At 41.3% G+C, this 24,860-nt stretch carries 17 protein-coding genes and 1 tRNA gene; 12 read left to right on the top strand and 6 right to left on the bottom strand.

Annotated elements, in window-relative coordinates; genetic code table 11:
- Positions 1–9: 9 nt before the first annotated feature.
- Entirely contained in the window at positions 10–1,677 is a 1,668-nt protein-coding gene (locus LXL81_RS17955) for a NuoM family protein (protein ID WP_234648155.1), read from the top strand.
- Between the two features lie 61 nt (positions 1,678–1,738).
- Here LXL81_RS17955 and LXL81_RS17950 read toward each other — a convergent pair whose 3' ends face one another.
- The 3 genes from LXL81_RS17950 to LXL81_RS17940 all read right to left on the bottom strand — a co-directional run bounded on the left by LXL81_RS17950 (position 1,739) and on the right by LXL81_RS17940 (position 2,747).
- Complete coding sequence (locus LXL81_RS17950) at positions 1,739–1,996, bottom strand: type II toxin-antitoxin system RelE/ParE family toxin (RefSeq protein WP_234648154.1); 258 nt, start codon at positions 1,994–1,996, stop codon at positions 1,739–1,741.
- Positions 1,989–2,192: a hypothetical protein gene (locus tag LXL81_RS17945; RefSeq protein ID WP_234648153.1), complete on the bottom strand. Its 204-nt coding sequence runs from the start codon at positions 2,190–2,192 to the stop codon at positions 1,989–1,991. Before LXL81_RS17945 ends, LXL81_RS17950 begins: the two co-directional genes overlap by 8 nt.
- A 150-nt stretch (positions 2,193–2,342) precedes the next feature.
- Positions 2,343–2,747: a hypothetical protein gene (locus LXL81_RS17940; RefSeq protein ID WP_234648152.1), complete on the bottom strand. Its 405-nt coding sequence runs from the start codon at positions 2,745–2,747 to the stop codon at positions 2,343–2,345.
- A 271-nt stretch (positions 2,748–3,018) separates the two neighbouring features.
- Between LXL81_RS17940 and LXL81_RS17935 the strand changes: the two genes are divergently transcribed.
- The 11 genes from LXL81_RS17935 (at position 3,019) to LXL81_RS17885 (ending at position 19,110) form a co-directional block, all read left to right on the top strand.
- A complete protein-coding gene (locus LXL81_RS17935; RefSeq protein WP_234648151.1) occupies positions 3,019–4,134 on the top strand; it encodes an acyltransferase family protein in 1,116 nt (371 codons plus the stop codon).
- 330 nt (positions 4,135–4,464) lie between these two features.
- On the top strand, positions 4,465–5,172 hold the full coding sequence (locus LXL81_RS17930; RefSeq protein WP_234648150.1) for an ATP-binding cassette domain-containing protein: 708 nt from the start codon (positions 4,465–4,467) through the stop codon (positions 5,170–5,172).
- A gap of 232 nt (positions 5,173–5,404) precedes the next feature.
- Positions 5,405–8,458 carry a glycoside hydrolase family 3 N-terminal domain-containing protein gene (locus tag LXL81_RS17925; protein WP_234648149.1) on the top strand — a complete coding sequence of 1,018 codons (3,054 nt, stop codon included), beginning with the start codon at positions 5,405–5,407 and terminating at the stop codon, positions 8,456–8,458.
- A gap of 80 nt (positions 8,459–8,538) precedes the next feature.
- A complete protein-coding gene (locus LXL81_RS17920; RefSeq protein WP_234648148.1) occupies positions 8,539–13,725 on the top strand; it encodes a T9SS type A sorting domain-containing protein in 5,187 nt (1,728 codons plus the stop codon).
- 79 nt (positions 13,726–13,804) lie between these two features.
- Complete coding sequence (locus LXL81_RS17915) at positions 13,805–14,251, top strand: nucleoside deaminase (RefSeq protein WP_234648147.1); 447 nt, start codon at positions 13,805–13,807, stop codon at positions 14,249–14,251.
- A gap of 64 nt (positions 14,252–14,315) precedes the next feature.
- Positions 14,316–14,924, top strand: a complete 609-nt coding sequence (locus LXL81_RS17910; RefSeq protein ID WP_234648146.1) for a superoxide dismutase — start codon at positions 14,316–14,318, stop codon at positions 14,922–14,924.
- A 95-nt stretch (positions 14,925–15,019) separates the two neighbouring features.
- Positions 15,020–15,095: transfer RNA gene (locus tag LXL81_RS17905), tRNA-His, on the top strand.
- A 370-nt stretch (positions 15,096–15,465) separates the two neighbouring features.
- Complete coding sequence (gene kaiC / locus LXL81_RS17900; RefSeq protein WP_234648145.1) at positions 15,466–17,172, top strand: circadian clock protein KaiC; 1,707 nt, start codon at positions 15,466–15,468, stop codon at positions 17,170–17,172.
- A gap of 21 nt (positions 17,173–17,193) precedes the next feature.
- Positions 17,194–17,502, top strand: a complete 309-nt coding sequence (locus tag LXL81_RS17895) for a circadian clock KaiB family protein (RefSeq protein WP_234648144.1) — start codon at positions 17,194–17,196, stop codon at positions 17,500–17,502.
- Positions 17,499–17,819 carry a circadian clock KaiB family protein gene (locus tag LXL81_RS17890; protein WP_234648143.1) on the top strand — a complete coding sequence of 107 codons (321 nt, stop codon included), beginning with the start codon at positions 17,499–17,501 and terminating at the stop codon, positions 17,817–17,819. The genes LXL81_RS17895 and LXL81_RS17890 overlap by 4 nt, the downstream gene beginning before the upstream one ends.
- A 7-nt stretch (positions 17,820–17,826) precedes the next feature.
- On the top strand, positions 17,827–19,110 hold the full coding sequence (locus tag LXL81_RS17885; protein ID WP_234648142.1) for an ATP-binding protein: 1,284 nt from the start codon (positions 17,827–17,829) through the stop codon (positions 19,108–19,110).
- On the opposite strand, the gene LXL81_RS17880 is transcribed toward LXL81_RS17885, so the two are convergent.
- The 3 genes from LXL81_RS17880 to LXL81_RS17870 form a co-directional block, all read right to left on the bottom strand.
- Positions 19,107–21,101 carry a CotH kinase family protein gene (locus LXL81_RS17880; protein ID WP_234648141.1) on the bottom strand — a complete coding sequence of 665 codons (1,995 nt, stop codon included), beginning with the start codon at positions 21,099–21,101 and terminating at the stop codon, positions 19,107–19,109. The two genes, LXL81_RS17885 and LXL81_RS17880, sit on opposite strands and share 4 nt — an antisense overlap.
- Positions 21,102–21,312: 211 nt before the next feature.
- A complete protein-coding gene (locus tag LXL81_RS17875; RefSeq protein WP_234648140.1) occupies positions 21,313–22,266 on the bottom strand; it encodes a D-2-hydroxyacid dehydrogenase in 954 nt (317 codons plus the stop codon).
- 188 nt (positions 22,267–22,454) lie between these two features.
- Entirely contained in the window at positions 22,455–24,833 is a 2,379-nt protein-coding gene (locus LXL81_RS17870; protein ID WP_234648139.1) for a M1 family metallopeptidase, read from the bottom strand.
- Between the last annotated feature and the right edge of the window lie 27 nt (positions 24,834–24,860).

Genomic DNA, 24,860 nt, shown 5'->3' with positions numbered 1-24,860 from the left:
TTTATCCTAATGATTGATCATATACTTTCCTTACTGATATCCATTCCATTATTTGGAGCCGTAGCCGTTTCTGTCTGGCCTTCCCAGCGTCCGGCTGATTTCAGATTGATCGCGCTTTCGGTTTTACTTTTGGAATTACTTACCGGACTTTCCTTATTTCTCTTTTTCGATAATCAAAATACAGGATTTCAGCTAAGCGAAACGGTGGATTGGATTACGCTTCCGATTGGTTCTTTGGGCACAGTTTCCATTGATTATGCACTGGCGGTTGATGGAATCAGTTTTCCATTGGTATTATTAGCGGTTGTTGTGCTGTTTGTCGGGATGATCAGTTCATGGAGCATCAGTCAGAAAACAAGAGCTTATTTTGCCTTATATTTAATTTTAAGTGCCAGTATAATCGGTTGTTTTCTCGCTCAGGATTTCTTCCTTTTCTATCTTTTCTTCGAATTTATGCTTTTACCTATGTATTTTCTCATTGGTTTATGGGGCGGGCCGAGAAGGGAATATGCAGCGCTTAAATTCTTCGTCTACACATTTTTTGGATCCTTGTTAATACTGATCGTCATGATCGGTTTATATCTTTCAGTGATCGATCCTGTTGAAACCGCACGCGCTGTCGGGATTCTTGGACCGGAGGATCTGGTACAACCGGATGTAGTTTTACAAATTCAACAATGGCTTGCTGATGGCAGAATTGGAGCGGATCAGTTGGTTCATACATTCCGGTTTTCCTATTTAGCTGATGCCGGAAACTATATTCCCGGTTCTATTTTAAGTCCTGAAACAGAGTTTGTTCTATTTGGAATTCCTGTTCGGTTACTGGCTTTCTGGTTTTTGTTTGCTGGTTTTGCAGTAAAATTACCCGTAGTGCCCGTACATACCTGGTTACCCGATGCGCACGTAGAGGCACCAACGCCTATTTCGGTAGTGTTGGCAGGAATACTTTTGAAAATCGGAGGTTATGGTTTTATAAGAATTGTTGATGGTTTTTTCCCTGTTGAAGCGCAGTACAGTATGGTTCCGCTGGCAGTTTTAGGAATGATTTCTATCGTCTACGGTGGATTTAACGCATTGGGCCAAAGTGATCTGAAAAAGATGATCGCTTATTCTTCTGTGTCGCATATGGGTTTTGTTTTGCTCGGTATTGCAGCTTTTACAGCAGAAGGAATCAACGGGGCTATTTATCAGATGGTAAGCCATGGCGTACTGTCTTCGATGTTATTCCTTTTAGCCGGGGTTATTTATGACCGTACACACGATCGAAAAATCGATAATTACCGTGGATTAATCGGTCCGATGCCGCGTTATACCGTTTTGACAGGAATCGCATTTTTTGCCTCACTTGGACTACCTGGTTTTTCAGGATTTGTAGGGGAATTATTTACCTTGATGGGCGCATTTCAAGCGGCTGCCTTGCCTGTTTGGGTACCGGCACTTTCTACTTTGGGAATAGTATTGGCCGCAGCATACTTTCTCTGGACATACCAACGTATGTTTTTTGGCTCCTTTTGGTATAAAGAGGATAGTTCAATTATACTGACTGATTTAACAATTCGCGAAACAGCGCTTTTGGTTCCGCTTGCTATTCTTTCAGTTTTGCTGGGGATTTTACCAGGATTATTATTTGATATGACCGGACCGACGGTCCAGGCTTGGCTGGAAAGGTTGCAATAATTTTTTTGCCACGAATACACGAATTGGTTTTAGATTATTATGAGGTCCCGGTGAAAGTAGACTATTCATAAATATCTTTTCGATGGCCTAATGCGATAACATCGATTATTAATTCCTTATCCAATATTTCATAAATAATCCGATAATTACCACTTCGTATCCGATAACCATCTCTGCCTTTCAATTTTTTGCAGCCATCAGGTCTTGGGTTATTTTCAAGTGCGGCAATTGAAGGAATAATTGATGACACAATTTTGTCAGGAAGATTATCCAATTGCTTTTGAGCTTTCTTTGATAAGTAAACAGAATACTCAGGCATTTTTTGATTCGCGATTCTTTAAGTAATCCGAAAATAGGATTCGAGTTCCATCGTTTTCCTTTTTTGCTTCATCATACAGTCGCACATCTTCCTGATCTTCCAATGCTTCTATGATATTGTCAAACTCGTTTTGTGGAAGAACAACGAGTTGCTCTCCTTCGTTGCCAACTATGTATTTGGGGTGTAAAGCTATCATAATCTTTTACTTATAGTCAGAAAATTTAAATGACAAATTGAGGAAGCCAAATTCTATTCTTCATCAATTTAGATAATGATCTTTTGAATTCAAAACAGGACTTCTATTAACTCTAACGAATTATAATAATAGAAATCCCACTTTTACAATTTACTTCCCAAAAATCCGATCAAAACTAAACCGATTTTTCTTCGATAATACTTCCAGTTTTTGCTGTTGCTCGTTGGACAGCACTGATATAATATCTTCCCTTTTCGCTTCTGCAAGCTGTTTGTGATCACGTCGTTTTGCTTCATCATTTCTGGATAGTTTTCTATCCTTGCGTGCGTATCGTTTCTCAATTTTCTTAATCTGTTTTACCTGTCTTTTGGAAAGATCAAGATCTGCTGCAAACTTTTCAAGATTTTTTTCAAGTCTTTTGTTATTAAGCTTGGGGTTGATGGTTGTTACTTCCTGGTAATCTTCCGAATCATTTAATGAAGAGTTGCCTGATGACGCGCACCCGGTAAAGAATAAAGTTGAGACCGACAGGAGCAAAAAGATAAGTTTTTTCATGGACTGCATTTCGTTGATATGAATATTGATGGTACTAACGAAGATCCGGTTTGGAAAAATATAAAACCAAAATGAAATCTGTTAAAACTTCTTTCATTATCCATTACTGAAATATGTTTATTCAAATAAAATTACTTTGGTGCAATATCACTGATAGTATTTTTCATTAAGAATCCAGTAATTGTAATTGTGTTTATGAGACTGAGCCATAAAAGTTTTTCGTAAGTGCTACTTTTGCCAAATATTATTTCCTATACTCTTTATTTTTCTAATGAAAGAAAATTCTACTTCACACCGGTTGCTGTCTTTGGATACGCTGCGTGGGTTTGACATGTTTTGGATTTCCGGTGGCGAAGATATCTTTGCTGTTTTAGCCAAAGTTACCGGCTGGTCGTGGGCCGTATTTATTGCGCATCAGCTTACCCATCCCGACTGGAACGGTTTCCGGGCTTATGATTTAATCTTTCCGACTTTTCTTTTTATGGCTGGTGTATCAACGCCATTTTCGTTGGGAAGCCGGTTGGAAAAAGGAGTGCCGGCATCAGATTTAATTCGTAAAGTGATACAGAGAGGGCTTATCCTGGTATTTTTGGGAATTATTTATAACAACGGAATTTTTCATACCGAATGGCATAACATGCGTTATCCGAGTGTATTAGGACGTATCGGATTGGCAGGAATGTTCGCGCAGATTATTTATTTATACACCGGAAAAACAAGCCGGTGGATCTGGTTTGCAGGATTATTGTTAGGCTATTGGGCCTTCATGATGTATTATCCGGTTCCGGGATGTGAGGCAGGTATGATGACGATGGAATGTAACCCCGCCAGTTATTTTGACCGCATGATTCTTCCCGGACGTTTGCATTTGAAAATTCACGATCCGGAAGGATTGGTTTCAACAATTCCTGCCATTGCAACAGGATTAATGGGAATATTTTCCGGAGAAATATTGAGAACAGATCCGGCTAAACTTTCACAAAACAAAAAGGTACTTTACCTGGTGGCAGGTGGCGTGGTTAGTATAATTATCTCACAGCTTTGGGATATTGTTTTTCCAATCAATAAGAACTTATGGACGAGTTCGTTTGTGCTTTGTGCCGGCGGATGCAGCGTATTATTACTGGCATTTTTCTACTGGATCGTAGATGTATTAAATTACCGCCGCTGGACATTTTTCTTTGTTGTGATAGGAATGAACTCCATCGTAATCTACATGGTTGGCCGTTACATCAATTTTGAATACACCGCAGAAGCACTTTTTGGAGGACTACTGGAATTCTTCCCTGAACCTGTGACAGCAGTTGGAGGTGTCCTGGCATTCATAGGCGTGCAGTGGGCATTCATGTATTTATTATGGAGAAATAAATTATTTTTAAAGGTGTAGGGGCGACCCTTGTGGTCGCCCTTGAACCATCCAAAAATTCGCCCTTGGAACTGTCGGGAAACTTGGACTTGGAACCATCCGGAAATTCGCCCTTGGAACTATCCGGAAACTTCGACCAGGAACCATCAGGAATTGCGTCCATGAAACCATCTAAAAATTCGCCAAAAGAACTATCCGGAAATCCCTTAATAATTTCCGGATAGTTTTTCAATAATTTCCAGATATTTACCGGAAAATAAAGAAGATCAGGAGGGAAAGGGTAACCACAAGGGATTACCCCAACGATATCCTAACGATATCCCGGTCACCCCAACGAAATAAAGCAGATAAATGTCAATACAAGTAACGAATCTTACAAAAGTATACGGAACGCAGCGAGCGGTGGACGGGATTACCTTTTCCCTGAAACCCGGAGAAATTGTAGGTTTTCTCGGGCCAAACGGCGCAGGAAAATCCACAACCATGAAGATTCTTACCGGATATCTGAATTCAACTTCAGGAACAGCCACCGTTGCCGACTTTGATGTGCAGCAACAAGCCATGCCGGCGCGCCGGGCAATTGGATACCTGCCTGAACACAATCCGTTATACCTGGATATGTATGTCCGCGAATTCCTTCTTTTTTCAGGAAAACTGTATGGAATGCGCGGCCCGACCTTGAAATCACGTGTCGATGAAATGATAAATCTCTGCGGACTGGAAGTTGAAAAACGAAAAAAAATTGGTCAGCTTTCCAAAGGATATCGGCAGCGTGTTGGTTTGGCCCAATCTTTCCTGCACGATCCGGCCGTCCTCATTCTGGACGAACCAACGACAGGTCTGGACCCAAACCAGATCCAGGAAATCAGAGAATTGATCCGTACCGCTGGACATAACAAAACTGTTCTTTTTTCAACCCATATTATGCAGGAAGTGGAAGCATTATGCGACCGCGTGATCATCATAAATAAAGGTCGTGTGGTGAGTGACAGCTCGCTTGAAGCGTTAAGGCAAACCGGGAAAACACTGGAAGAGACTTTTCGTAATTTAACCGTCTAATGGTTTTGTTATCAATTGTTAACAGTAATCGGCAACAATCTGATAATGAGCTTAGAGCTAAAATTCAATAGCTTCTAGCTAACCGCCAAACATTAGAATTGCCTTAAAACGGTTTAAAAGCGGATTTATTAAGTTTCAAATTTGTTATTGATATAAATAAATAAAGAAAAAGTTGGCTCAGCGACCTTAAATGTTTGAATAATACTTCCTCGTAAAGATTGGGTAAATAGAAATGGAAAAAAGGTTGGGAAGCCGTATTCGGGTAGTTACAAGTATTTTAGTTTTGGTCTTTTTTGGTACAGTTTCGGTCGCCTGGAAGTTAATTCAGACCAGGGAAACCTATGCCGGAATGGAAAAACCTGTGACAGAAAAGAGACAGGAAAAAACTCCAAAAAGGAGGGAAGAACCCGTTATTGTTTTGCCCGAAAATCAGTGGGTGGACAGTACCCTTAAATCTCTTACACTGGAAGAAAAAATCGGACAGCTTTTTATGGTTGCTACTTTTTCCAACAGGGAAGAGGCAAATACACGATATATCGACAGGCTGATTGACGATTTTCACCTCGGCGGATTGATCTTTTTTCAGGGCGGTCCGGTGCGTCAGGCGCAGCTTACTAATCATTATCAGGCCCATTCAAAAGTTCCGCTTTTTATCGGGATCGATGGAGAGTGGGGTTTGGGCATGCGTTTGGATAGCACGATTTCTTTTCCAAAACAAATGGTTTTGGGAGCAATCCAGAATGATGAGCTTATATACAGAATGGGAAGCGATATTGCAAAACAATGCCGGCGGTTAGGAATTCAGATCAATTTTGCGCCTGTTTCTGATATCAATAGCAATCCTAAAAATCCGGTTATTGGCATTCGTTCTTTTGGTGAGGACCGTGAAAATGTAACACGGAAAGCCGTCGCCTACATGAAAGGTTTGCAGCATAATGGCATTATCGCTACGGCAAAACATTTCCCTGGACATGGTGATACCGATGCGGATTCGCATTTTACACTGCCAGTTTTAACGCATTCTGTCGAGCAGCTGAATAATATCGATCTGTATCCTTATCGCCAGCTTATTGCGGATAGCCTGATGGGCGTTTTAAGCGGACATTTATTTATCCCGTCTTTGGATAATTCGCCGCAGCTGGCCAGTTCGCTTTCTGAAAAGGTAATTACTGGTTTGTTGAAAAACCAGATGGGCTTTCGGGGACTTGTTTTTACAGATGCGATGAATATGCGTGGCGTTTTGAAAACCGGGCGGGCAGCTGAGGTAAATCTGAAAGCACTGATGGCCGGAAATGACGTTTTGTTATATCCTGAAAATGTGGCTGAAACAATTACTAAAATAAAAGACGCACTGAATCAGGGAACGATCACCCAGAAGTTTTTGGATGATAAGGTAAAACGGATTTTACAGGCTAAGTACTGGTCCGGTTTGGCACAATATAAACCGATTGATATCACCAATTTGTATGCAGACCTGAATACTGAGGAAAGTAAGGAGCTGTATAGAGAATTATCTGAGGCATCGGTAACGGTTGTCCGGAATGATAATAATATATTGCCGGTTACGTCGATTATAGCGCAGACGATGGCATCTGTTTTGATCGGGGAGGGGAGTACTTCTGTTTTTCAGAAAATGTTGTCAACGTATAAGCCTATGAGGCCTTATACTTTTTTGTCGGAGCCTTCGCAGGAAGAGATTTTGCAAATGTTAAATTACCTGCAACCTTATGAAACTGTGGTTGTTGGTGTTACCGGAATTTCTTCTAATCCTAAGTATAATTATGGCATTTCAACAGGTACTGCGGAATTTGTTAAGCAACTAAAACAGAGTGGCAAAAAAGTCATTTTGTGTTTATTCGGCAGTCCTTACAGTATCCAGTTTTTTCCGGAAACTGATGCGCTGATCTGTGCAAATCAGGATGGTTCGGATCAGCAGGAAATTGTTCCGCAGATTATTTTTGGTGCCCTTGCTGCCAAAGGAAAATTGCCTGTTTCAGTTCTTTCCTACAAAGCCGGTGATGGAATTGAAACGGAAGCTTTAAACAGGATTAGTTTTGGTACACCGGAAAGTGTTGGGGTGAATGCGGTCATGCTGCAAAAAATTGACGGAATTGCCAATGCTGCTATCACGGATCATGTATTTCCAGGATGCCAGGTAGTGGTCGCAAGAAAAGGGAAGATTATTTATGATAAGGCTTTTGGTACTTTGAATTACAGAACACCGGAAAGAGTTAGTTCTGAGACGATTTATGACGTTGCATCGGTAACAAAGGTAGCTGCCACATTGCAGTCTTTGATGTTGCTTTATGATCGTAAACTGATTGATCTGGATGAAAAGGCTTCGCACTATCTGCCTGAATTGATTGGTACAAACAAACAGAATTTCACCATTCGTGATTTGCTGATGCACCGGTCCGGATTGGTATCTTTTTATCCGACATTATGGGACAGAACCAAAACCAGTGCGGGAGGTCTGCTTCCTGAATATTATAGTTCCAAACCTGACAGTATTTACAATCTTCAGGTTGCACCTAAACTTTTTGCAAAACCAGCATTGCGGGATTCTGTTTGGAAATGGATTGTGAAATCTCCCATGAACAATACCAAGGACAAGGCCGGAAAATTTGGTTATTTATATAGCGACCTGGGTTTTCTGACTTTGCAAAAAGTGATCGAAAAGGTAACAGGACAGCCGATGAATGCCTTTGTCGCTGCCAACATTTATGAGCCGCTGGGGTTGCCTTACACCGGATTTAATCCGTTACATAGGTTTCCGGAAAAACAAATTGCACCAACCGAGCAGGATTATCGTTTTCGTAGCCAACTGATTCAGGGAACGGTCCATGACCAGATGGCGGCCGTGCAGGGTGGAGTTTCCGGACACGCGGGCCTGTTTTCCACCGCAACGGACCTGGCCGTATTGATGCAAATGAATTTATGGAAAGGAAATTATGGCGGCAGACAGTTTTTCGCTTCGGGTACTGTCCCACTATTTTCAAGATTATATGACGAGGCACATCACAGAGGCCTGGGTTGGGACAAAATACCCGCCGATGGTAATAGTGCCTATGTGTCGCCTCAGGCATCTGTAAATTCCTTTGGGCATACAGGATTTACCGGAGCCATTGTCTGGGCAGATCCGGATGAAGATCTTATTTTTGTATTCCTGTCAAACCGTATTCACCCGGACGCAGAAAACAACAGCATTACCACACAGCGCACGCGCAGAAAGATTCACGATGTGGTATATATGTCACTTCTTGAGCGCAAAAGTATTCTTCGTTGATTTCATAGGAAATGTATTTGAAAATATCTCTAACTTTACCTTTCATAAACAGGTAAGTGAAAAGATATTAAGATAAATACATGAAAAAAACATTTATTAGAAAAGGAATTTTTGCATGCATTGCCGCTATTGTTGGAATAGCTTCTTCATTTGCTCAGACAATTACAACAGGTACAGTTGATGCTTCTGTATGTGCAGGAAGTACGATATCCGTGCCTTTTACAACAACTGGAACGGTTGGTGAGGACTTTACGGTTCAGCTATCTGATGCATCAGGTGCCTTTACTGCTCCTGTTGCGATTGGAGCTGGAACAGCGTCTCCGATTACAGGAACAATTGCTTCCAGTACTATTGCGGGTACAGGTTACAAGGTTAGGGTAATTACAACTGCGTTAGCAATTGTTGGAAGTGAAAGTTCTAATGTTAAGGTGAAAGGAAAACCATCTGCTCCTGGTTTACCCCCATTATCGTATTGTGTAGGACAATCTCCGGCAGTTGTACCAACTGTCGTTGGTTCTAATGTCAAATGGTATTTAGGAAGTGATCCAAATACTGAAATTCCACCCATCACTAGCGTAAGTACGACTGCTTCCAAATCAGCAGCTGTTCCTTTTGCATATGTATCTCAAACTGTTGATGGATGTGAAAGTGATAAAAATCTTATAATAATGGCGGTGTATAATAACGGGCGAACACCAACTATATCAAATCCTGGAGATCTTTGTCAAAATTCTACCGTTCCAGCTGATATTTTAAAGAGTGCTGTAAAATCCAATGAGCCAGAAGCAAGTGTTTTTACTGATTTTCGTTGGTCAGATACAGCAAACGGGACATTTTCAAGCACAATTCCTGTTCCCTCTACGGCAAGTATAGGGACAAAAGATTACTTTGTAATAAGTTATTCTTATCAAGGGTGCCCAAGTCCTGTTGCGAAAGTTACAGTAAATGTTAATCCAGCACCTTCTGTGCCAACAGTTACAAATAAAACATACACAGTTAATGATCCTTCCGTAGCACCACTTTCCGTAACGTCCTCAACAGGGACATTAAAATGGTACGAAACAGCTACAAGTACAACTGCATTAGCAAGTGCTCCAACACCTTCGGTTACTGCGGCAGGAACTAAGAGTTATTTTGTTAGTCAAACTGTGGGAGATTGCGAGAGTGCAAGAGCTGAAATTGTTGTAACAGTAAATGCAGCTGCCTGTACAACACCTGCTGCGCCTGTGGTTGTCACTCCTTTAAATTATACCGTTGGCCAAACAGCTGCATTAACCGCTACTGCAATATCTGGTGCCACTTTAAACTGGTATGGAACCAATGCAACAGGCGGAACAGCATCAGCAACCACGCCTGTACCTTCCACCGCAACTGTTGGAACAACAACCTATTACGTAAGTCAAAGTGTTGGAAGTTGTGAAAGTACACGTTCGGCGATTGTTGTGAATGTAGCTGCTGCCTGTACAACACCTGCTGCACCGGTGGTTGTTACGCCGCTAAATTATACCGTTGGTCAAACCGCAGCTTTAACCGCTACTGCAATATCTGGTGCCACTTTAAATTGGTATGGAACCAATGCAACGGGCGGAACAGCATCAGCAACTGCGCCTGTACCTTCGACAGCAACTGTGGGAACAACAACTTATTATGTAAGTCAAAGTGTTGGTACTTGTGAAAGTACACGTTCAGCGATCGTTGTGAATGTAGCTGCCCCTGCCTGTACAACACCAGCCGCGCCTGTGGTTGTGACTCCTTTAAATTATACCGTTGGTCAAACAGCAACTTTAACAGCCACCGCAATATCTGGTGCCACTTTGAATTGGTACGGAACCAATGCAACAGGCGGAACCGCAACAACAACTGCGCCTGTGCCTTCGACAGCAACTGTTGGAACAACAACTTATTATGTAAGTCAAAGTGTTGGAAGTTGTGAAAGTACACGTTCAGCGATCGTTGTGAATGTAGCTGCTGCTGCCTGTACAACACCTGCTGCACCTGTGGTTGTCACTCCTTTAAATTACACAGTAGGTCAAACAGCAACTTTAACAGCCACCGCAATATCTGGTGCTACTTTGAACTGGTACGGAACCAACACAACGGGCGGAACGGCATCCGCAACGCCACCGGTACCTTCCACCGCAACTGTTGGAACAACAACTTATTATGTTAGTCAAAGTGTAGGAAGTTGTGAAAGTACACGTTCGGCTATCGTTGTGAATGTGGCAGCTGCTGCCTGTACAACACCTGCTGCGCCTGTGGTTGTCACTCCTTTAAATTATACCGTTGGCCAAACAGCAACTTTAACAGCCACCGCAATATCTGGTGCTACTTTGAATTGGTATGGAACCAATGCAACGGGCGGAACGGCATCTACAACGGCACCTGTACCTTCCACAGCAACTGTTGGAACAACAACTTATTATGTTAGTCAAAGTGTAGGAAGTTGTGAAAGTACACGTTCAGCGATCGTTGTGAATGTGGCAGCGGCTACTTGTGCAACACCTGCGCCAACTGTTATCAGTCCTGTAAATTATACCGTCGGAGCTAGTGCATCAGCTTTGACAGCAACCGGAACTAACTTGAAATGGTATGCGGCCGCCTCCGGAGGTACGGCTTTGGCTTCGGCACCTATTCCTTCGACCTCTGCGGCTGGAACCTTATCATTCTTTGTAAGCCAGACCTTAAACAACTGTGAAGGCCCGCGTGCAGAATTGAAAGTTATTATTGCAGGATGTTCAACACCTGCACCAACAGTTTCCAGCCCTGTAAATTATACCGTCGGAGCTAGTGCATCAGCTTTGACAGCAACCGGAACTAATTTGAAATGGTATGCGGCCGCCTCTGGAGGAGTGGCTTTGGCTTCGGCTCCTGTTCCTTCAACTTCTGTGGCTGGAACCACATCATATTTTGTAAGTCAGACACTGAATAATTGCGAAGGTCCGCGTGCTGAAATTGTTGTAAGTGTGGCTTCATGTTCAACCGTAGCTCCAACAGTAAGTCCAATTACATATTGTTTCAATTCAGCAGCACTGCCTTTGACGGCAACCGGAACTAACTTGAAATGGTATGCTGCCGCGTCAGGTGGAACTGCTCTTGTGACTGCACCTACTCCTTCGACCGCTGTATCAGGCATAACTTCATATTTTGTAAGCCAGACACTGAATAATTGCGAAGGGCCAAGAGCGGAACTTAAAGTTACAGTTACAGTTGAAACACCTAAGCCAACAGTAAGCGCCACCTTAAACTATTGTTTTGGAGAAACGGCTCCTGCACTTACAGCAAACGGAGCGTTACTTAAATGGTATAACGCTGCCGGTACGAGTTTGGCAACAGCTCCCACTCCTGATACCAAGGTTACAGGAACAATTTCCTATTTTGTAACGCAAACTTTAAATAATTGCGAGTCAGTAAAAGCTGAAATCAAAGTAACCGTGAATCCGGTTACCCCGGCTCCGACTGTTGCGAGTTCATCTATTACATATTGTTTTAACCAAACCCCTGTAATTTTAAGTGCAAACGGAACAGGGTTGAAATGGTATGCGGCTGCATCAGGTGGAAATGCGCTTGGGTCTGCGCCTACTCCTACAACTAACGCAGCGGCAACAACTTCATATTTTGTTAGTCAAACTTTGAATGGTTGTGAAAGTGCCCGTACAGAAATTAAAGTAACTGTTAATGCTCCTGTTGCCATACCAGGCGTTTCGTCTACTCCATTGGTATATTGCCAGTCAGAAAATGCTTCTGCATTATCAGCAACGCCTCTTAATGGGGCTGCTTTATTGTGGTACGGGACAAATGCAACAGGAGGAGCTGAATCTTCAACAGCTCCTGTACCTTCAACAGTAGCAGGAGGGACAATTTCATACTATGTCGCTCAAAAAGACGCTACTGGCTGTGTGAGTAGTCGAGCTAAAATAGATGTCACAACTAATGTAGCAGACAAACCGACAGTTGCAACACCATCAGTTGCTTACTGTCAAAATGAAACAGCACCGGCACTTGCTGCTACCGGAACAAATCTTAAATGGTACTTAACAATAGATGATACCAGTCCCCGTACAACACCTTTAACTCCATATACTGCAAAGGTGGAAGACTATTCTTTTTATGTAACCCAATCACAGGTATTTGGTAATAAGACCTGTGAAAGCGCAAAAGCGGAAATTAAGGTGCACATCAAACCGCTTCCTTCGGCTACGATTTCAGGAAATTCTTCTATCCCTCTTGGTGGTACTGCTAATGTGGTGATCAACTTTACTGGTGATGCACCATGGACTTATATTCTATCAGATGGAAAAACTGGTACAACCAGTAATGCAAATCTTTCCGTTGCGGTTAGTCCAGCCACGACAACTACCTATGTGGTTACCGAAGTTTCAAATTCTTGCGGTAAGGGTATTATCAACGGAAGTGCCCTTGTGACGGTTCAGGTACCGACGTTGACAATTGGCGTTCCTTCGGTATCGGAATCTTGTGCTGGTAGAACATTCACAGTACAATTCCAGCAGTCGGGTACTTTTCCGGATGGAAGTTCAATGAAGGCGCAAATTTCAACAGTGAATGAAACGAGCAAATTTATTTCAATCCCATCCGTGATCAACGGAAATGTCATTACAGCAACAATTCCGGATACTACTGTAAAAGGCATTTATTATGTTCGTATTGCCAATATTGGAAAAGATGGAGCACTAATCGCAGCAGGAAATGTAAGTTCTGGACAAATTACAGTGAACCCTTTGCCGGTGGCAACCATATCAGGTGCAACTACAATTTATCTGGGTGCAACTGCCAATCTGAAAGTTGATCTTACAGGAGATGCTCCATGGACTTTCAGCTTAAATGACGGACAGACTGATTCTCTGGTATCAACAAGTGTAAACCCGATTATTGTTAAGGTTATTCCAAAAAAGACGACGATATATACCATTACAGCCGTTTCAAATCAGTGCGGATCGGGAAGAGGAGCTGGTAGTGCAAGAATTCAGGTTGATCCGGTTTTAGGTACAGAGCCGCCTGTTGTATCCGGCGACTGGCTGAAAATCTATCCTACACTTGTTGATTCGAAGTGTACAGTTGAAATAACATCCGCCGTATCAGCAAAAGAAGCAGCTGTTGAAATCCTGGATCTGAACGGAAGATCTTTGTTTAAAAAATCAATTAACCAAAAAATAACAGAGGTTGATTTTACTCAGAGACCAGCGGGATTGTACCTTTTAAAAGTGCAAAATGGTAAATATTCTTCGGTACAGAGAATTCTAAAACCTTAAATAACTGATATTTTCTAATAAAGCGGGGAGTGAATAACTTCCCGCTTTTGTTTTGGTACCCATTATAAAAATTTAAAAAATGACTTCCGATTTTCTGGATAATTATTTCATGGCAGAAGCCCTGAGAATGGCACAGTTGGCCTATGAAGAGGGAGAAATACCTGTTGGCGCAATTGTTGTAATAGGTGAAAGAATAATCGGAAAAGGTTATAACCAGACTGAGAGGCTTAAAGATGTGACAGCACATGCCGAAATGCTTGCGATAACAGCAGCGTCTGAGTATCTGGGAGGAAAGTATCTTCAGGATTGTACTTTGTATGTTACCCTGGAGCCTTGCGTCATGTGTGCCGGTGCGTTATACTGGTCACAAATGAAGCGTGTAGTATTTGGGGCAATGGATGAAAAAAGGGGTTTTTCAAAACTTGGAACAAATGTTTTACATCCCAAAACACAACTTAAAACCGGTATTCTTGCAGATGAATCCCAGGCACTGTTACTCAAATTTTTTAGGGGTTTAAGAACATAAAGCGATTTTCTGCTGTTAACCAACCAAGATAACATATTCAATAACCAATAAACCTATTTCAAGAATGGCATTTACACTTGATCCCTTACCATACGCAAACAACGCGTTAGAACCGCATTTTGACGCGCTTACAATGGAAATTCATCACGACCGTCACCATCAGGCATATGTTACCAATTTAAATGCAGCTGTAACGGGTACTGAACTTGAAGGCAAAACAATAGAAGAAATTATTGCCAACATCAGCAAAGCACCAGCACCAGTTCGTAATAACGGAGGTGGCCACTGGAACCATACTTTTTTCTGGAAATCACTTTCTGCATCAGGTGGCGGAGAACCAACAGGTGAACTTGGAAAAGCAATCACAGCGAAATTTGGTTCTTTTTCGGCGTTCAAAGATGAATTCAAAAAAGCTTCAATCGGTCGTTTTGGTTCTGGATGGGCGTGGCTTATTGTGAAAGCAGATGGTGATATTGCCATTGTTTCTTCGCCAAATCAGGATAATCCATTGATGGATATTGCTGAAACAAAAGGAACACCAGTTATTGGTTTGGATGTGTGGGAACACGCATATTACCTGAAATATCAAAATAAACGTCCTGATTATATCGACGCATACTGGAATGTAGTGGATTGGAAAGCCGCTGACGCTCTTTATGTTGCAGCAAAATAATCGGATAAAAATAAAAAAGGTTTACAGCTTTTGAAAAAAAATATCCAATTTGTCTTGGAAGCTGTAAACCTTTTCCTAATTTTGTGTCCTCAAACGGAGGTTGTAGCTCAGTCGGTTAGAGCGCTAGATTGTGGTTCTAGAGGTCGCGGGTTCGAGACCCGTCTCCCTCCCATTTAGAAGTTTTTAAAATCAACAAAATGCCTGTAAATCAATGATTTACGGGCATTTTTGCTTTTGAGCGTATCTTCAATAATATGCACAAATTCCCTGCTTTTATTTATTAATATCCAATTGACTTTTCCCGCAAACAATCCTAAATATCATTTCAACAACATGTTGATTTATTTGATATTTATCGGATTGCTTTATTGCCGTCTTCAAAATTACCAAGTATTAAAACTACTCCCAGGCGCTTGAATCGCATTAAATTCAGAATTTATGCTATGAAATTTTTTCTGGCATAGTTATTGCTTTAGACCAAAATAATAAGTGATTAGAGAAAATCGTAAGCCCTTTTTATCATCGAAAAATTCTGATTTCAATGAGTACTGATTCGCATACCAATAGAACAATAAAATTATTACCAAAATCACCGACGGGTATTCTTGGACTTGACAAGATAACGGATGGAGGTATACCACTGGGACGGCCAACGCTGATATGCGGTGGTGCGGGATGTGGTAAAACTTTATTTTCCATGGAATTTATCGTTCGTGGAGCCCTTGAATTTAATGAGCCGGGTGTGTTTATGGCTTTTGAGGAAAAGGCAGATGAACTTGCCGTAAATGTGGCCTCATTAGGTTTTGATCTCGACCAGCTTCAGGCAGACAAGATGATCAGACTCGATCATGTTTATGTGGAAAGAAGTGAAATTGAGGAAACAGGCGAGTATGATCTGGATGGGATTTTCATTCGTCTGGGGCATGCCATTGATAGTATCGGAGCAAAAAGAGTGGTGCTCGATACCATAGAAAATCTGTTTGCAAGTCTGAACAATCAGGCTATTATAAGGGCAGAATTACGCCGGCTTTTTCAATGGCTGAAAGATAAAAATGTTACAACAATTATCACTGGTGAAAAAGGTGACGGCACTTTTACGCGCCATGGGTTAGAGGAGTATGTTTCGGATTGTGTAATTCTTCTTGATCATCGTGTCACCAATCAGATTTCTACCAGGTTATTGCGCATTGTAAAATACCGTGGTTCGTTGCACGGTACAAATGAATATCCGTTTTTGATTGATGAGGATGGGATTTCTGTCCTTCCGGTAACATCGCTTACTCTCAATCATGAAGTTTCTACAAAAAGAATCTCATCAGGTATTCCTTCGCTGGATAAAATGCTGGGTGGGTTGGGCTTTTTTAAAGGCAGCAGTATTCTGGTTTCCGGTACGGCGGGAACAGGTAAAACAAGCATAGCCGGATACTTCGCAAATGAAACCTGTAACAGGGGAGAACGCTGTATCTATTTTGCTTTTGAGGAATCTCCAAAGCAGATTGTTCGAAATATGTTATCGATCGGCATAGACTTACAGCATCATATTGATAGTGGTTTGCTCAAATTTCATGCTTCCAGACCAACGCTTAATGGTCTGGAAATGCACCTGGTTTCGATTCATAAGTTGGTCGAGGAATTTCAACCGCAAACGGTTATTCTCGATCCGATTACTAATTTAATTACTGTTGGTTCTGTAAGTGAGGTAAAAGTCATGTTGATCCGCCTGATTGATTTCTTGCAGTTGGAGCAGATTACAGTCATGTTTACCGCCCTTACTTTGAACACCATTGTAAATGAACAAACCGATGAAGGTGTTTCTTCACTGGTTGATGCCTGGCTTTTGGTCAGAGATATCGAATTTAATGGCGAGAGGAATCGGGGCATGTATGTGATGAAATCCAGGGGGATGAAACACTCTAACCAGGTTCGTGAATTTGTAATTTCTGATGAAGGTCTGAATCTTGTTGACGTTTATTTAGGACCTGAAGGCGTGCTGACCGGTTCAGCCCGAGAAGCGCAAAGATTGCAGGAAGTGACGACGGATGTTTTGAAAAACCATGCGGTGACGAGAAAAGATATGGAAATTGATCGTAAACGAAAGGTTTTAGAAGCAAAAATTGCGAGTCTTCAGGAAGAATTTGAATCAGTGCAGGATGAACTTAACAAGAGTTATATCGAAGATAAGCTTCGGAAAGATGTTCTCGAACTAAACAGGGAGAAGCTTACCAAAAACAGACATGACGAAGAATAAACCGTAAACCGACCTATCAGAATGGAAGATATAGAAGTAAATGAAGAAATCTGGGAATTGAGATTATATGTAGCAGGTAAGACTTTAAAGTCAGTTACAGCCCTCAATAACCTGAAAAAATATTGTGAAGAGCATTTAAAAGACAAGTATGTTATTGAGGTTATTGATTTGTTGGTGCAGCCTCAACTTGCAGAAGGTGATCAGATTCTGGCCATTCCCACACTCGTAAAGAAAGTCCCTGAGCCAATCAGAAAAATAATTGGTGATCTTTCCAACGAGGAAAAGGTTTTGGTAGGATTGAACATTCGCCCTGCGAAAAAACTTGTATGAACGAACCGTCAAATATATCCGATAATGATGACGGGGTCATCGAAAATGAGCGATATGCGCTGCGATTGTTTGTGACTGGTGCCTCAACTAATTCGTTAAGAGCGATCAGCAACATACGTGAAATATGTGAAAAATATCTGATTGGTAATTACTCTCTGGAAATAATAGATGTTTATCAACAGAAAGATATAGCCGAAAAAGAGCAGATTATAGCACTACCATTATTAATAAAAAGCTACCCATTTCCGGAAAGAAGGTTGATAGGGGACATGTCAGATACTCAAAAGGTACTAAAAGGATTGGGACTTTTATCTTAACAATTTAATGAATCCAGTAAAAACGTACGATCAGCTTGTAAAGGAAAACGAGAGCTTACTCTGGCAATTGGAGGAAGCTACCGAAATTATTCATGCAATACGTACAGGCCAGATTGATGCGCTGGTTGTTAAAGGTAAAGACGGGCACGAGCTTTACACGCTTAAAACGGCGGATCAGACCTATCGCGTTTTTATTGAGAAAATGAATGAGGGCGCAGTTACGCTGAACGAGGACGGGATTATATTATACTGTAATTCCATGTTTGCTACGATGGTGGACCTCCCGCTTTCAAAAGTTATTGGCATGTCATTTGATAAATTTATTGCTGAAAATTGTCTGGATGTCTACCAGGAAATATTCAGGAAAGGCTGGACGCAGGATGGTAAGTTCGAGCTTTCAATCAGCAGCCATGACAGCCTCATACCTTGCCAGCTTTCTGTTACTACACTTCAACTGGATGAAGGTGTATCTTTAAGTATCATCATTACCGATCTGAGTTATCAAAAGGAAGTTCAACGACTTTTGAAATTAAATAATGAACGTTTAGAAAAGACAAATTTTGCGCTTAAAATGAGTAATCACGATTTGCAGCAGTTTGCGTCTGTGGCATCTCATGATTTGCAGGAACCCTTGCGTAAAATCCTGATTTTTTCGGGTTTGCTTAAAAGCAAACACTTTAACGAACTTCCGGAGGAAAGCCTGCAATATTTGGAAAAAATCATAGCGTCATCGGGTCGTATGCGGACGATGATCATCGATATTTTGAGTTATTCCGGGCTGGCTGTTAACAACAGCCAGTTTGAACTGACTAACCTGAATGATGTAGTTCAGGAAGTTCTGGATGATTTTGAGCTTTTGATACAAGACAAAGGGGCAAAGTTTGAGATTGACAATCTTCCCGAAATCGAAGTAAATCACGGGCAGATCCGGCAGGTATTCCAAAATTTAATTGGGAACGCGCTTAAATTTTCAAAGGTCAATGAAACCCCGGTCATCAAAATAAAATCAGTAAAAACAGGTGAAAATTCTGGTGAGACGGATTGTTACATCTCAGTATCGGATAACGGAATTGGATTTGACGAGAAATATGGAGAAAAGATATTCTCCCTATTTCAACGTCTCAATACCAAGGACAAATATGAGGGTTCAGGAATTGGACTGGCCATCACAAAAAAGATTCTTGACAAACATAACGGCAGCATAACCGCTACCAGCAAAGAAGGTGTGGGTTCCGAGTTTGTGATAACCCTGCCCCTGCGGTATAGCAGCCATCCTGAAATTATTGACTAATGATTAATGATTAAAGTGAAGGATTTTATATTCGTTTTATCATCAATTGTCAAATAGTAAGTCTGGTTTGATAAGTTATTAACAGACAAATTTAATTCGGGATTATTTGAAGTTGTTTTAATAAATACCCTGCCATTGCTGTCCATGATTGTAATGATAGATCCGGGAGTTACATCTTTCAGATTAATTTCCTTCGTGGCAGGATTTGGATATAAGTAGGGTGAGGTTGCAGGCTTTTCAAAATTTACCCCAATGGTTCTGGACAACTCTTCGCTACCACTGAAATCAATCTGACTGAGACGGTAGTAGTTAATTCCAATCTCCGGATTAGAATCAATAAACTGATATTTAATTTCACTTTCAGAATCTCCCCTTCCTTCCACCAGGCCAATTTTTGCAAAAAGCAAACCATCTTTGCTTCTTTGTACTTCAAAGCGTTTGTTATTGCTTTCTGAAGTCGTCACCCAGGTAATAATAACATTGTCATCTTCTTTATTTGCCTGAAAACTTTTGTAAGTAACCGGCAACGCTGTTGAGCAATCAGTGGATGTGATGGTTGCAATATTGGAGTCCATCCATGCAAGATGTTGCTGAAGCCATGTTTTTAAATAATCAACTTCTTTCTGTGGTGTATTACCGGCCAAACTATAATGTTCATTGTACATAATACCGGTCTCAAGCGTTTGCCATTTGGTGAAATTTCTGTTTATGGCATTTTTACTTTTCAATACGTCGCTTTGAGCTTCAACGAAGCTTTGTACATTGGCATCACTCCAGACAGTAAGTCGTAGTTGTTTATAACGGGTCACCAGTTTTTGAACGAAATAACAATCATTTAAAATTTTCTCCGGCCATGAAACTGTCAATGGAGGTCGATCCGGGCAGTAAGAATTAAATTTCCATGCCCACGAATCGGTTGGTAAAACACTCAGCTCGTAACACCATTGCTGATTGCCCATTGATTTATCAAAATCCCATGGCGCGCCCATATTTAATAATCCGCCTTCATCATTTCTCTTTTTGTAAAAAAAGGTACTGGCCCGCCAGTTATCAGAATTTTTGGTAAATTCCTGAAGAAGCAGATAATCAACCATTGAATCTACATCCAGATATTTTCTGTAACCTGTCGCTACATCCTTAAAATTAGCTCCATTCAAAGCCTGTTCAAAATTGTCGACGAATCCTTTGATGTAATTAAACTGCAGTGCCTTATTTGTTGCGTTGGTATATTTTTCCAGCTTCGGATATTCTACGTGATAGATGGGTTTAGGGTTTGAAGGATTATTATTTGGGGAAATACCTGAGGTCCATTTCTCAGGTTCGTCTTCTCCGACTTGTAAAAGAAAACCACCGGTTATTTTAGCAGGATCAGAATCTGTTTCGCTAAGTTTTTTAATACTGACACGATCAGCACCACGCTTGACTTTTTCCATAAAAATGTAAACCCCCATGTAAGTCATAGCCCCGTTGGTCTGTAAAAATACTTCAACGTATTGTGTGCGTGGCGCATAACGTCCTGTTTGGCGGTACATTTGCTGGGCTAGTACCTCGCGTATAAATGATTTATCACCATAACAAGCATTCAAAACCCAATCTGATTCGGCAGGCATACCAAATAAAGAAACATCAATGGTGGCGCCGGCAGCGTCACGGGTTTCAAAACCATAAGATTTTTTAGGCCATTCGGTTGAAGTATTACCTCTGATTTCAATACCGATCTGGCCTTCATACTGATATATATCTGTAAATGAAGGTCTGTTATAACTGTAAAAACCTTCTCCATCGGCACCGATAATTTTGAAACTTGCTGTTACTTTCGGATCATTTGGAATCTCCACATTACCAGGGTTAATGATAATTATGGGAATGTTGGATTGTATGATGGAAGTAATGGGCTGAGCAGAAGTTACGGTGGCAATGAAGAAAACAACTGCCAGAGCTAAAATGTAACAACGATAAAATTGTAATTCGGGAGTAAATTTAAATTTCATATAGAGAGCAGGTTATATTGATAAAATTGTATTGTACAGGCTAATTATTCGCAATAAGAAAAGGTGGAATAGTACACTGCCTGATCTTATCCCGACTGCTGATTTGCAGAAATTCCGGAAATAGAGGTTTGCGAAAGGTAACTTCCCTGTCAGTTTTTTTTCTTCTAAATTACTTATTTAGAGTAAATTATGATTTAAAATCTACGAAAAGTTATTCAACGGTATTACATGGATTTCCTTCAATAAAAGCACTCAGATTATCCGCAACCATTTGAAGTAATCTCCCTCTTGATTCAAAAGAAGCCCATGCAATATGCGGGGTAATCACACAGTTAGGAGCATTTAACAAAGGATTTGTGGAAACAGGAGGCTCAGACGATAGAACGTCCAGTCCGGCACCTGCTATGGTTTTATTTGCCAGTGCTTCTGCCAGGTCTTGTTCATTTATAAGTGGTCCTCGTCCGGTATTTAGTAAGTAAGAAACTGGCTTCATCATCAATAAACTGTTTTTGTTGATGATGTTTTTTGTCTCATCCGTCAGCGGGCAATGCAGACTGATCACATCGCTTCTTTTAAAAAGTTCTTCCAGAGCTACCATTTCAATATTAGGATTTTCCGTTTGACCGGGATTTTTCCGATGGGCAATTACCTTCATGCCAAAAGCAAGTGCAATGCCTGCTACCTGAGAACCAATATCACCCAGCCCGATTAATCCCATCGTTTTTCCTGCCAATTCTACCAGCGGAGTTTTCCAGTAAGCAAAGTCAGCCGAGGTAGACCAGTCGCCATGAAATACACTTTGGCTGTGTGTTTCTATACGGTTAACCAAAGCCAGCAGTAATGCAAAAGTATGCTGCGCGACAGATGCCGGGCCATATGCTTTTACATTGGTGACTATGACGCCATGTTTTTTTGTTGCAACTATATCAATGTTGTTATAACCAGTTGCGCAAACGCCAATGTATTTCAATTTTGGTAACCGACTTAGCAGTGTATCATTGAGCACTACTTTATTAACCAGAATAACGTCAGCATTTTTTGCTCTTTCAACAATTTCTCCGGCTTTTGAACGATCATAAATGGTAGTATTTCCCAGCTTCGAAATCGGTGCCCAGTCCAGATCACCGGGATTTAAAGTATAGCCGTCTAAAATGACAATGTTCATGTGTATTATTTTTAAGAATAAATCGTCGTAAAATGAATTTAATAACTACGCTGTTCCGGAACAATATTGTCAATATTTCTTGTACCCAAAGAAAGCGGAATCAGGCCATTGAAGTATCAATTAAATAAAAATCCCTCTCCGTATGATCAATACAAAGAGGGATTTTCTTAACTGTTAGTTTGTATTTTCTAATTCTTGGGTGCTCCACCTACTTTTCCTGCGCCCGTTCCCTGCTGCTGCATAGGATTTGGCTGACGACGCATTTGTGATTGTTTGAAAATCTGGAAACGTGTTGGTTTTGCAACTCTTGGATAAGAGTTGTTTTCTGTATCAATATCAGCAATCTGGTAGTAAGGATCCAACGTCCATTGAACTACTTTTTTGGAAGTAGAAAGAACTTTTGAAATTTGCTGATCGTTGAAACGCCAGATTTCTGCCGGGAAAGTTACGAGAGAATCTGTACCATCTTCAAAGCCCATTTTCACAATAACCGGCATCGGCAAACCGCCTTTGTTCTTGATCGAAAGCGTATAGAAATTTGTATTTTTCTGAACAAGCTCTTTTTCACCAGGGGTTAACGTAGCCAGGTAATCCTCATATTTCTTCTTATCTGTATCGGTTACTTTGTACGGATCATAAGAATTGTAGAAGTCAGCCATGGTTGAATCCTGCGCTACCACAGTTTTCGATTTGTCGGCAGCGTCGCGGATCTTACTGATCGTTTGTGATTTTGCCGCTGCATCTTTACGGGCAATTTCCTTTTCAATAGCAGGATTCTGCGTATCGATGCTAAACCAGTTAACACTTACCAGATCCTGGTCAACAGGTTCTACACCATAAAACCAGCCTTTCCAGAACCAGTCAAGATCCACACCTGAGGCATCTTCCATCGTACGGAAAAAGTCAGATGGAGTCGGGCTCTTAAATCTCCAGCGTGTAGCATATTCTTTAAACGCATGGTCAAATTGCTCTCTGCCCATAACGGTTTCGCGCAAAATGTTCAATGCCGTTGCAGGTTTTGCATAAGCGTTTGGTCCAAGTCCGATTACGTTTTCAGCAGATGACATGATTGGTGAAAGAACCGATTTGTCAGAAGCCATATAATCCGTGATAAACATCGGTTCGCCGCGACGTGACGGGTAATTGAAATCCCATTCTTTTTCGGCAAGATACTGGCAGAAAGTATTCAAACCTTCATCCATCCATGCCCATTGGCGCTCATCAGAATTCACGATCATCGGGAAAAAGTTGTGTCCAACTTCGTGGATGATCACACCGATCATACCATATTTCACCTGCTCGCTATATGTTCCGTCTTCTTCCGGACGACCGCCGTTAAAGCTGATCATCGGATATTCCATACCGCCGCCTTGTGTAGCATGGCAAGAAATCGCAACCGGATAAGGATATTCAAAAGTACGGTTACCATAAGATTTCAAAGTATGGGCAACGGCGCGGGTTGAATATTGTTCCCAAAGCGGATTTCCTTCTTTCGGATAAAATGACATACACCAGATTTTCTTTCCGTTTTTGTATACATCACTCTGCATCGCATCCCAGATAAATTTCCGGCTGCTTGAAAAAGCAAAATCACGAACGTTATCCGCTTTGTAAATCCAGGTTTTCTTACCAACCGATTTGTTTTCACGTTTCTCAGCTTTTTCAGCTTCGGCTTGTGTAACAATGATTACCGGCGTTTTAGAAGTTTCTGCCTGTTTCAAACGTTGTTTTTGCGTTGCGGTCAAAACTGCTGCATAATTCTGGCACTCACCTGATGCTGCAACAATGTGGTCAGCCGGTGTGGTAATTGCTACTTTGTAATTTCCGAAAATCAAAGCAAACTCCCCTTGTCCAAGGAATTGTTTGTGGTTCCATCCGTTTACATCGTCATATGGTGCCAAACGAGGGAACCAGTGCGCGATGAAATAGTTTGAATTTCCGTCTTTCGGGAAAAATTCATATCCGCTGCGGCCATAATATTCGGTAATATTATAAGCCCAATCCACACCAAAAACAATACTTGTCCCAGGCTTCAATGGCGTTGGCAGGTCAATACGCATCATGGTATTGTTGATCGTAAAAGGAAGCGCGTTTCCGGCTTTGTCTTTTACTTTCTTGATTTCATAACCATATTCCACTTTTGGATCAAGAGAAGAACCACGGCCATTGTTCAGGTTTTGAAGCTGGCCTGTACTCATGCCTTTTTCATTGATACTTCCGGTACGGGTTGTTGCACCTATTCCGTCTTTTTTGAACAAATTCTGTTCCAATTGCAGCCAGATGTATTTTAATTCATCCGGGGAATTATTGAAAAATGTAATGGATTCAGAACCGATGATACGGCGTTTTTCGTCATCAAGTTCAACTTTGATGTCATAATCTGCACGCATCTGCCAGTATTCTTTGCCTGGCGCACCCGAAGCCGTGCGATAAGTATTGGGCGTTGGCAACACAGTTCCTAATTGTTCAAAACGATCATTTGCCTTGTAATTAGGTGATGTTGGCATCTGCTGGGCATTTACAGCCAGTGAAAGCAGCAGCAGAAAGGGTAAAAACAGTTGTTTCATAGATAATTGGAGTGTTATTCAGTAGTT

Origin of the sequence: Dyadobacter sp. CY356 (genome assembly GCF_021440195.1) — a bacterium.
Lineage (GTDB): Bacteria > Bacteroidota > Bacteroidia > Cytophagales > Spirosomataceae > Dyadobacter.
The sequence above is the reverse complement of the archived record's forward strand: the minus strand, read 5'-3'. Positions and strand labels throughout refer to the sequence as shown.

Bases quoted from the DNA above. Each gene is read 5' to 3' on its own strand.
- LXL81_RS17940 (WP_234648152.1), bottom strand. From the start codon at position 2,747: ATGAAAAAACTTATCTTTTTGCTCCTGTCGGTCTCAACTTTATTCTTT.
- LXL81_RS17935 (WP_234648151.1), top strand. From the start codon at position 3,019: ATGAAAGAAAATTCTACTTCACACCGGTTGCTGTCTTTGGATACGCTG.
- LXL81_RS17870 (WP_234648139.1), bottom strand. From the start codon at position 24,833: ATGAAACAACTGTTTTTACCCTTTCTGCTGCTGCTTTCACTGGCTGTA.
- LXL81_RS17895 (WP_234648144.1), top strand. From the start codon at position 17,194: ATGGAAGATATAGAAGTAAATGAAGAAATCTGGGAATTGAGATTATAT.
- LXL81_RS17920 (WP_234648148.1), top strand. From the start codon at position 8,539: ATGAAAAAAACATTTATTAGAAAAGGAATTTTTGCATGCATTGCCGCT.
- LXL81_RS17950 (WP_234648154.1), bottom strand. From the start codon at position 1,996: ATGCCTGAGTATTCTGTTTACTTATCAAAGAAAGCTCAAAAGCAATTG.
- LXL81_RS17925 (WP_234648149.1), top strand. From the start codon at position 5,405: ATGGAAAAAAGGTTGGGAAGCCGTATTCGGGTAGTTACAAGTATTTTA.
- LXL81_RS17955 (WP_234648155.1), top strand. From the start codon at position 10: ATGATTGATCATATACTTTCCTTACTGATATCCATTCCATTATTTGGA.
- LXL81_RS17875 (WP_234648140.1), bottom strand. From the start codon at position 22,266: ATGAACATTGTCATTTTAGACGGCTATACTTTAAATCCCGGTGATCTG.
- LXL81_RS17890 (WP_234648143.1), top strand. From the start codon at position 17,499: ATGAACGAACCGTCAAATATATCCGATAATGATGACGGGGTCATCGAA.
- kaiC (WP_234648145.1), top strand. From the start codon at position 15,466: ATGAGTACTGATTCGCATACCAATAGAACAATAAAATTATTACCAAAA.
- LXL81_RS17930 (WP_234648150.1), top strand. From the start codon at position 4,465: ATGTCAATACAAGTAACGAATCTTACAAAAGTATACGGAACGCAGCGA.
- LXL81_RS17880 (WP_234648141.1), bottom strand. From the start codon at position 21,101: ATGAAATTTAAATTTACTCCCGAATTACAATTTTATCGTTGTTACATT.
- LXL81_RS17915 (WP_234648147.1), top strand. From the start codon at position 13,805: ATGACTTCCGATTTTCTGGATAATTATTTCATGGCAGAAGCCCTGAGA.
- LXL81_RS17885 (WP_234648142.1), top strand. From the start codon at position 17,827: ATGAATCCAGTAAAAACGTACGATCAGCTTGTAAAGGAAAACGAGAGC.
- LXL81_RS17945 (WP_234648153.1), bottom strand. From the start codon at position 2,192: ATGATAGCTTTACACCCCAAATACATAGTTGGCAACGAAGGAGAGCAA.
- LXL81_RS17910 (WP_234648146.1), top strand. From the start codon at position 14,316: ATGGCATTTACACTTGATCCCTTACCATACGCAAACAACGCGTTAGAA.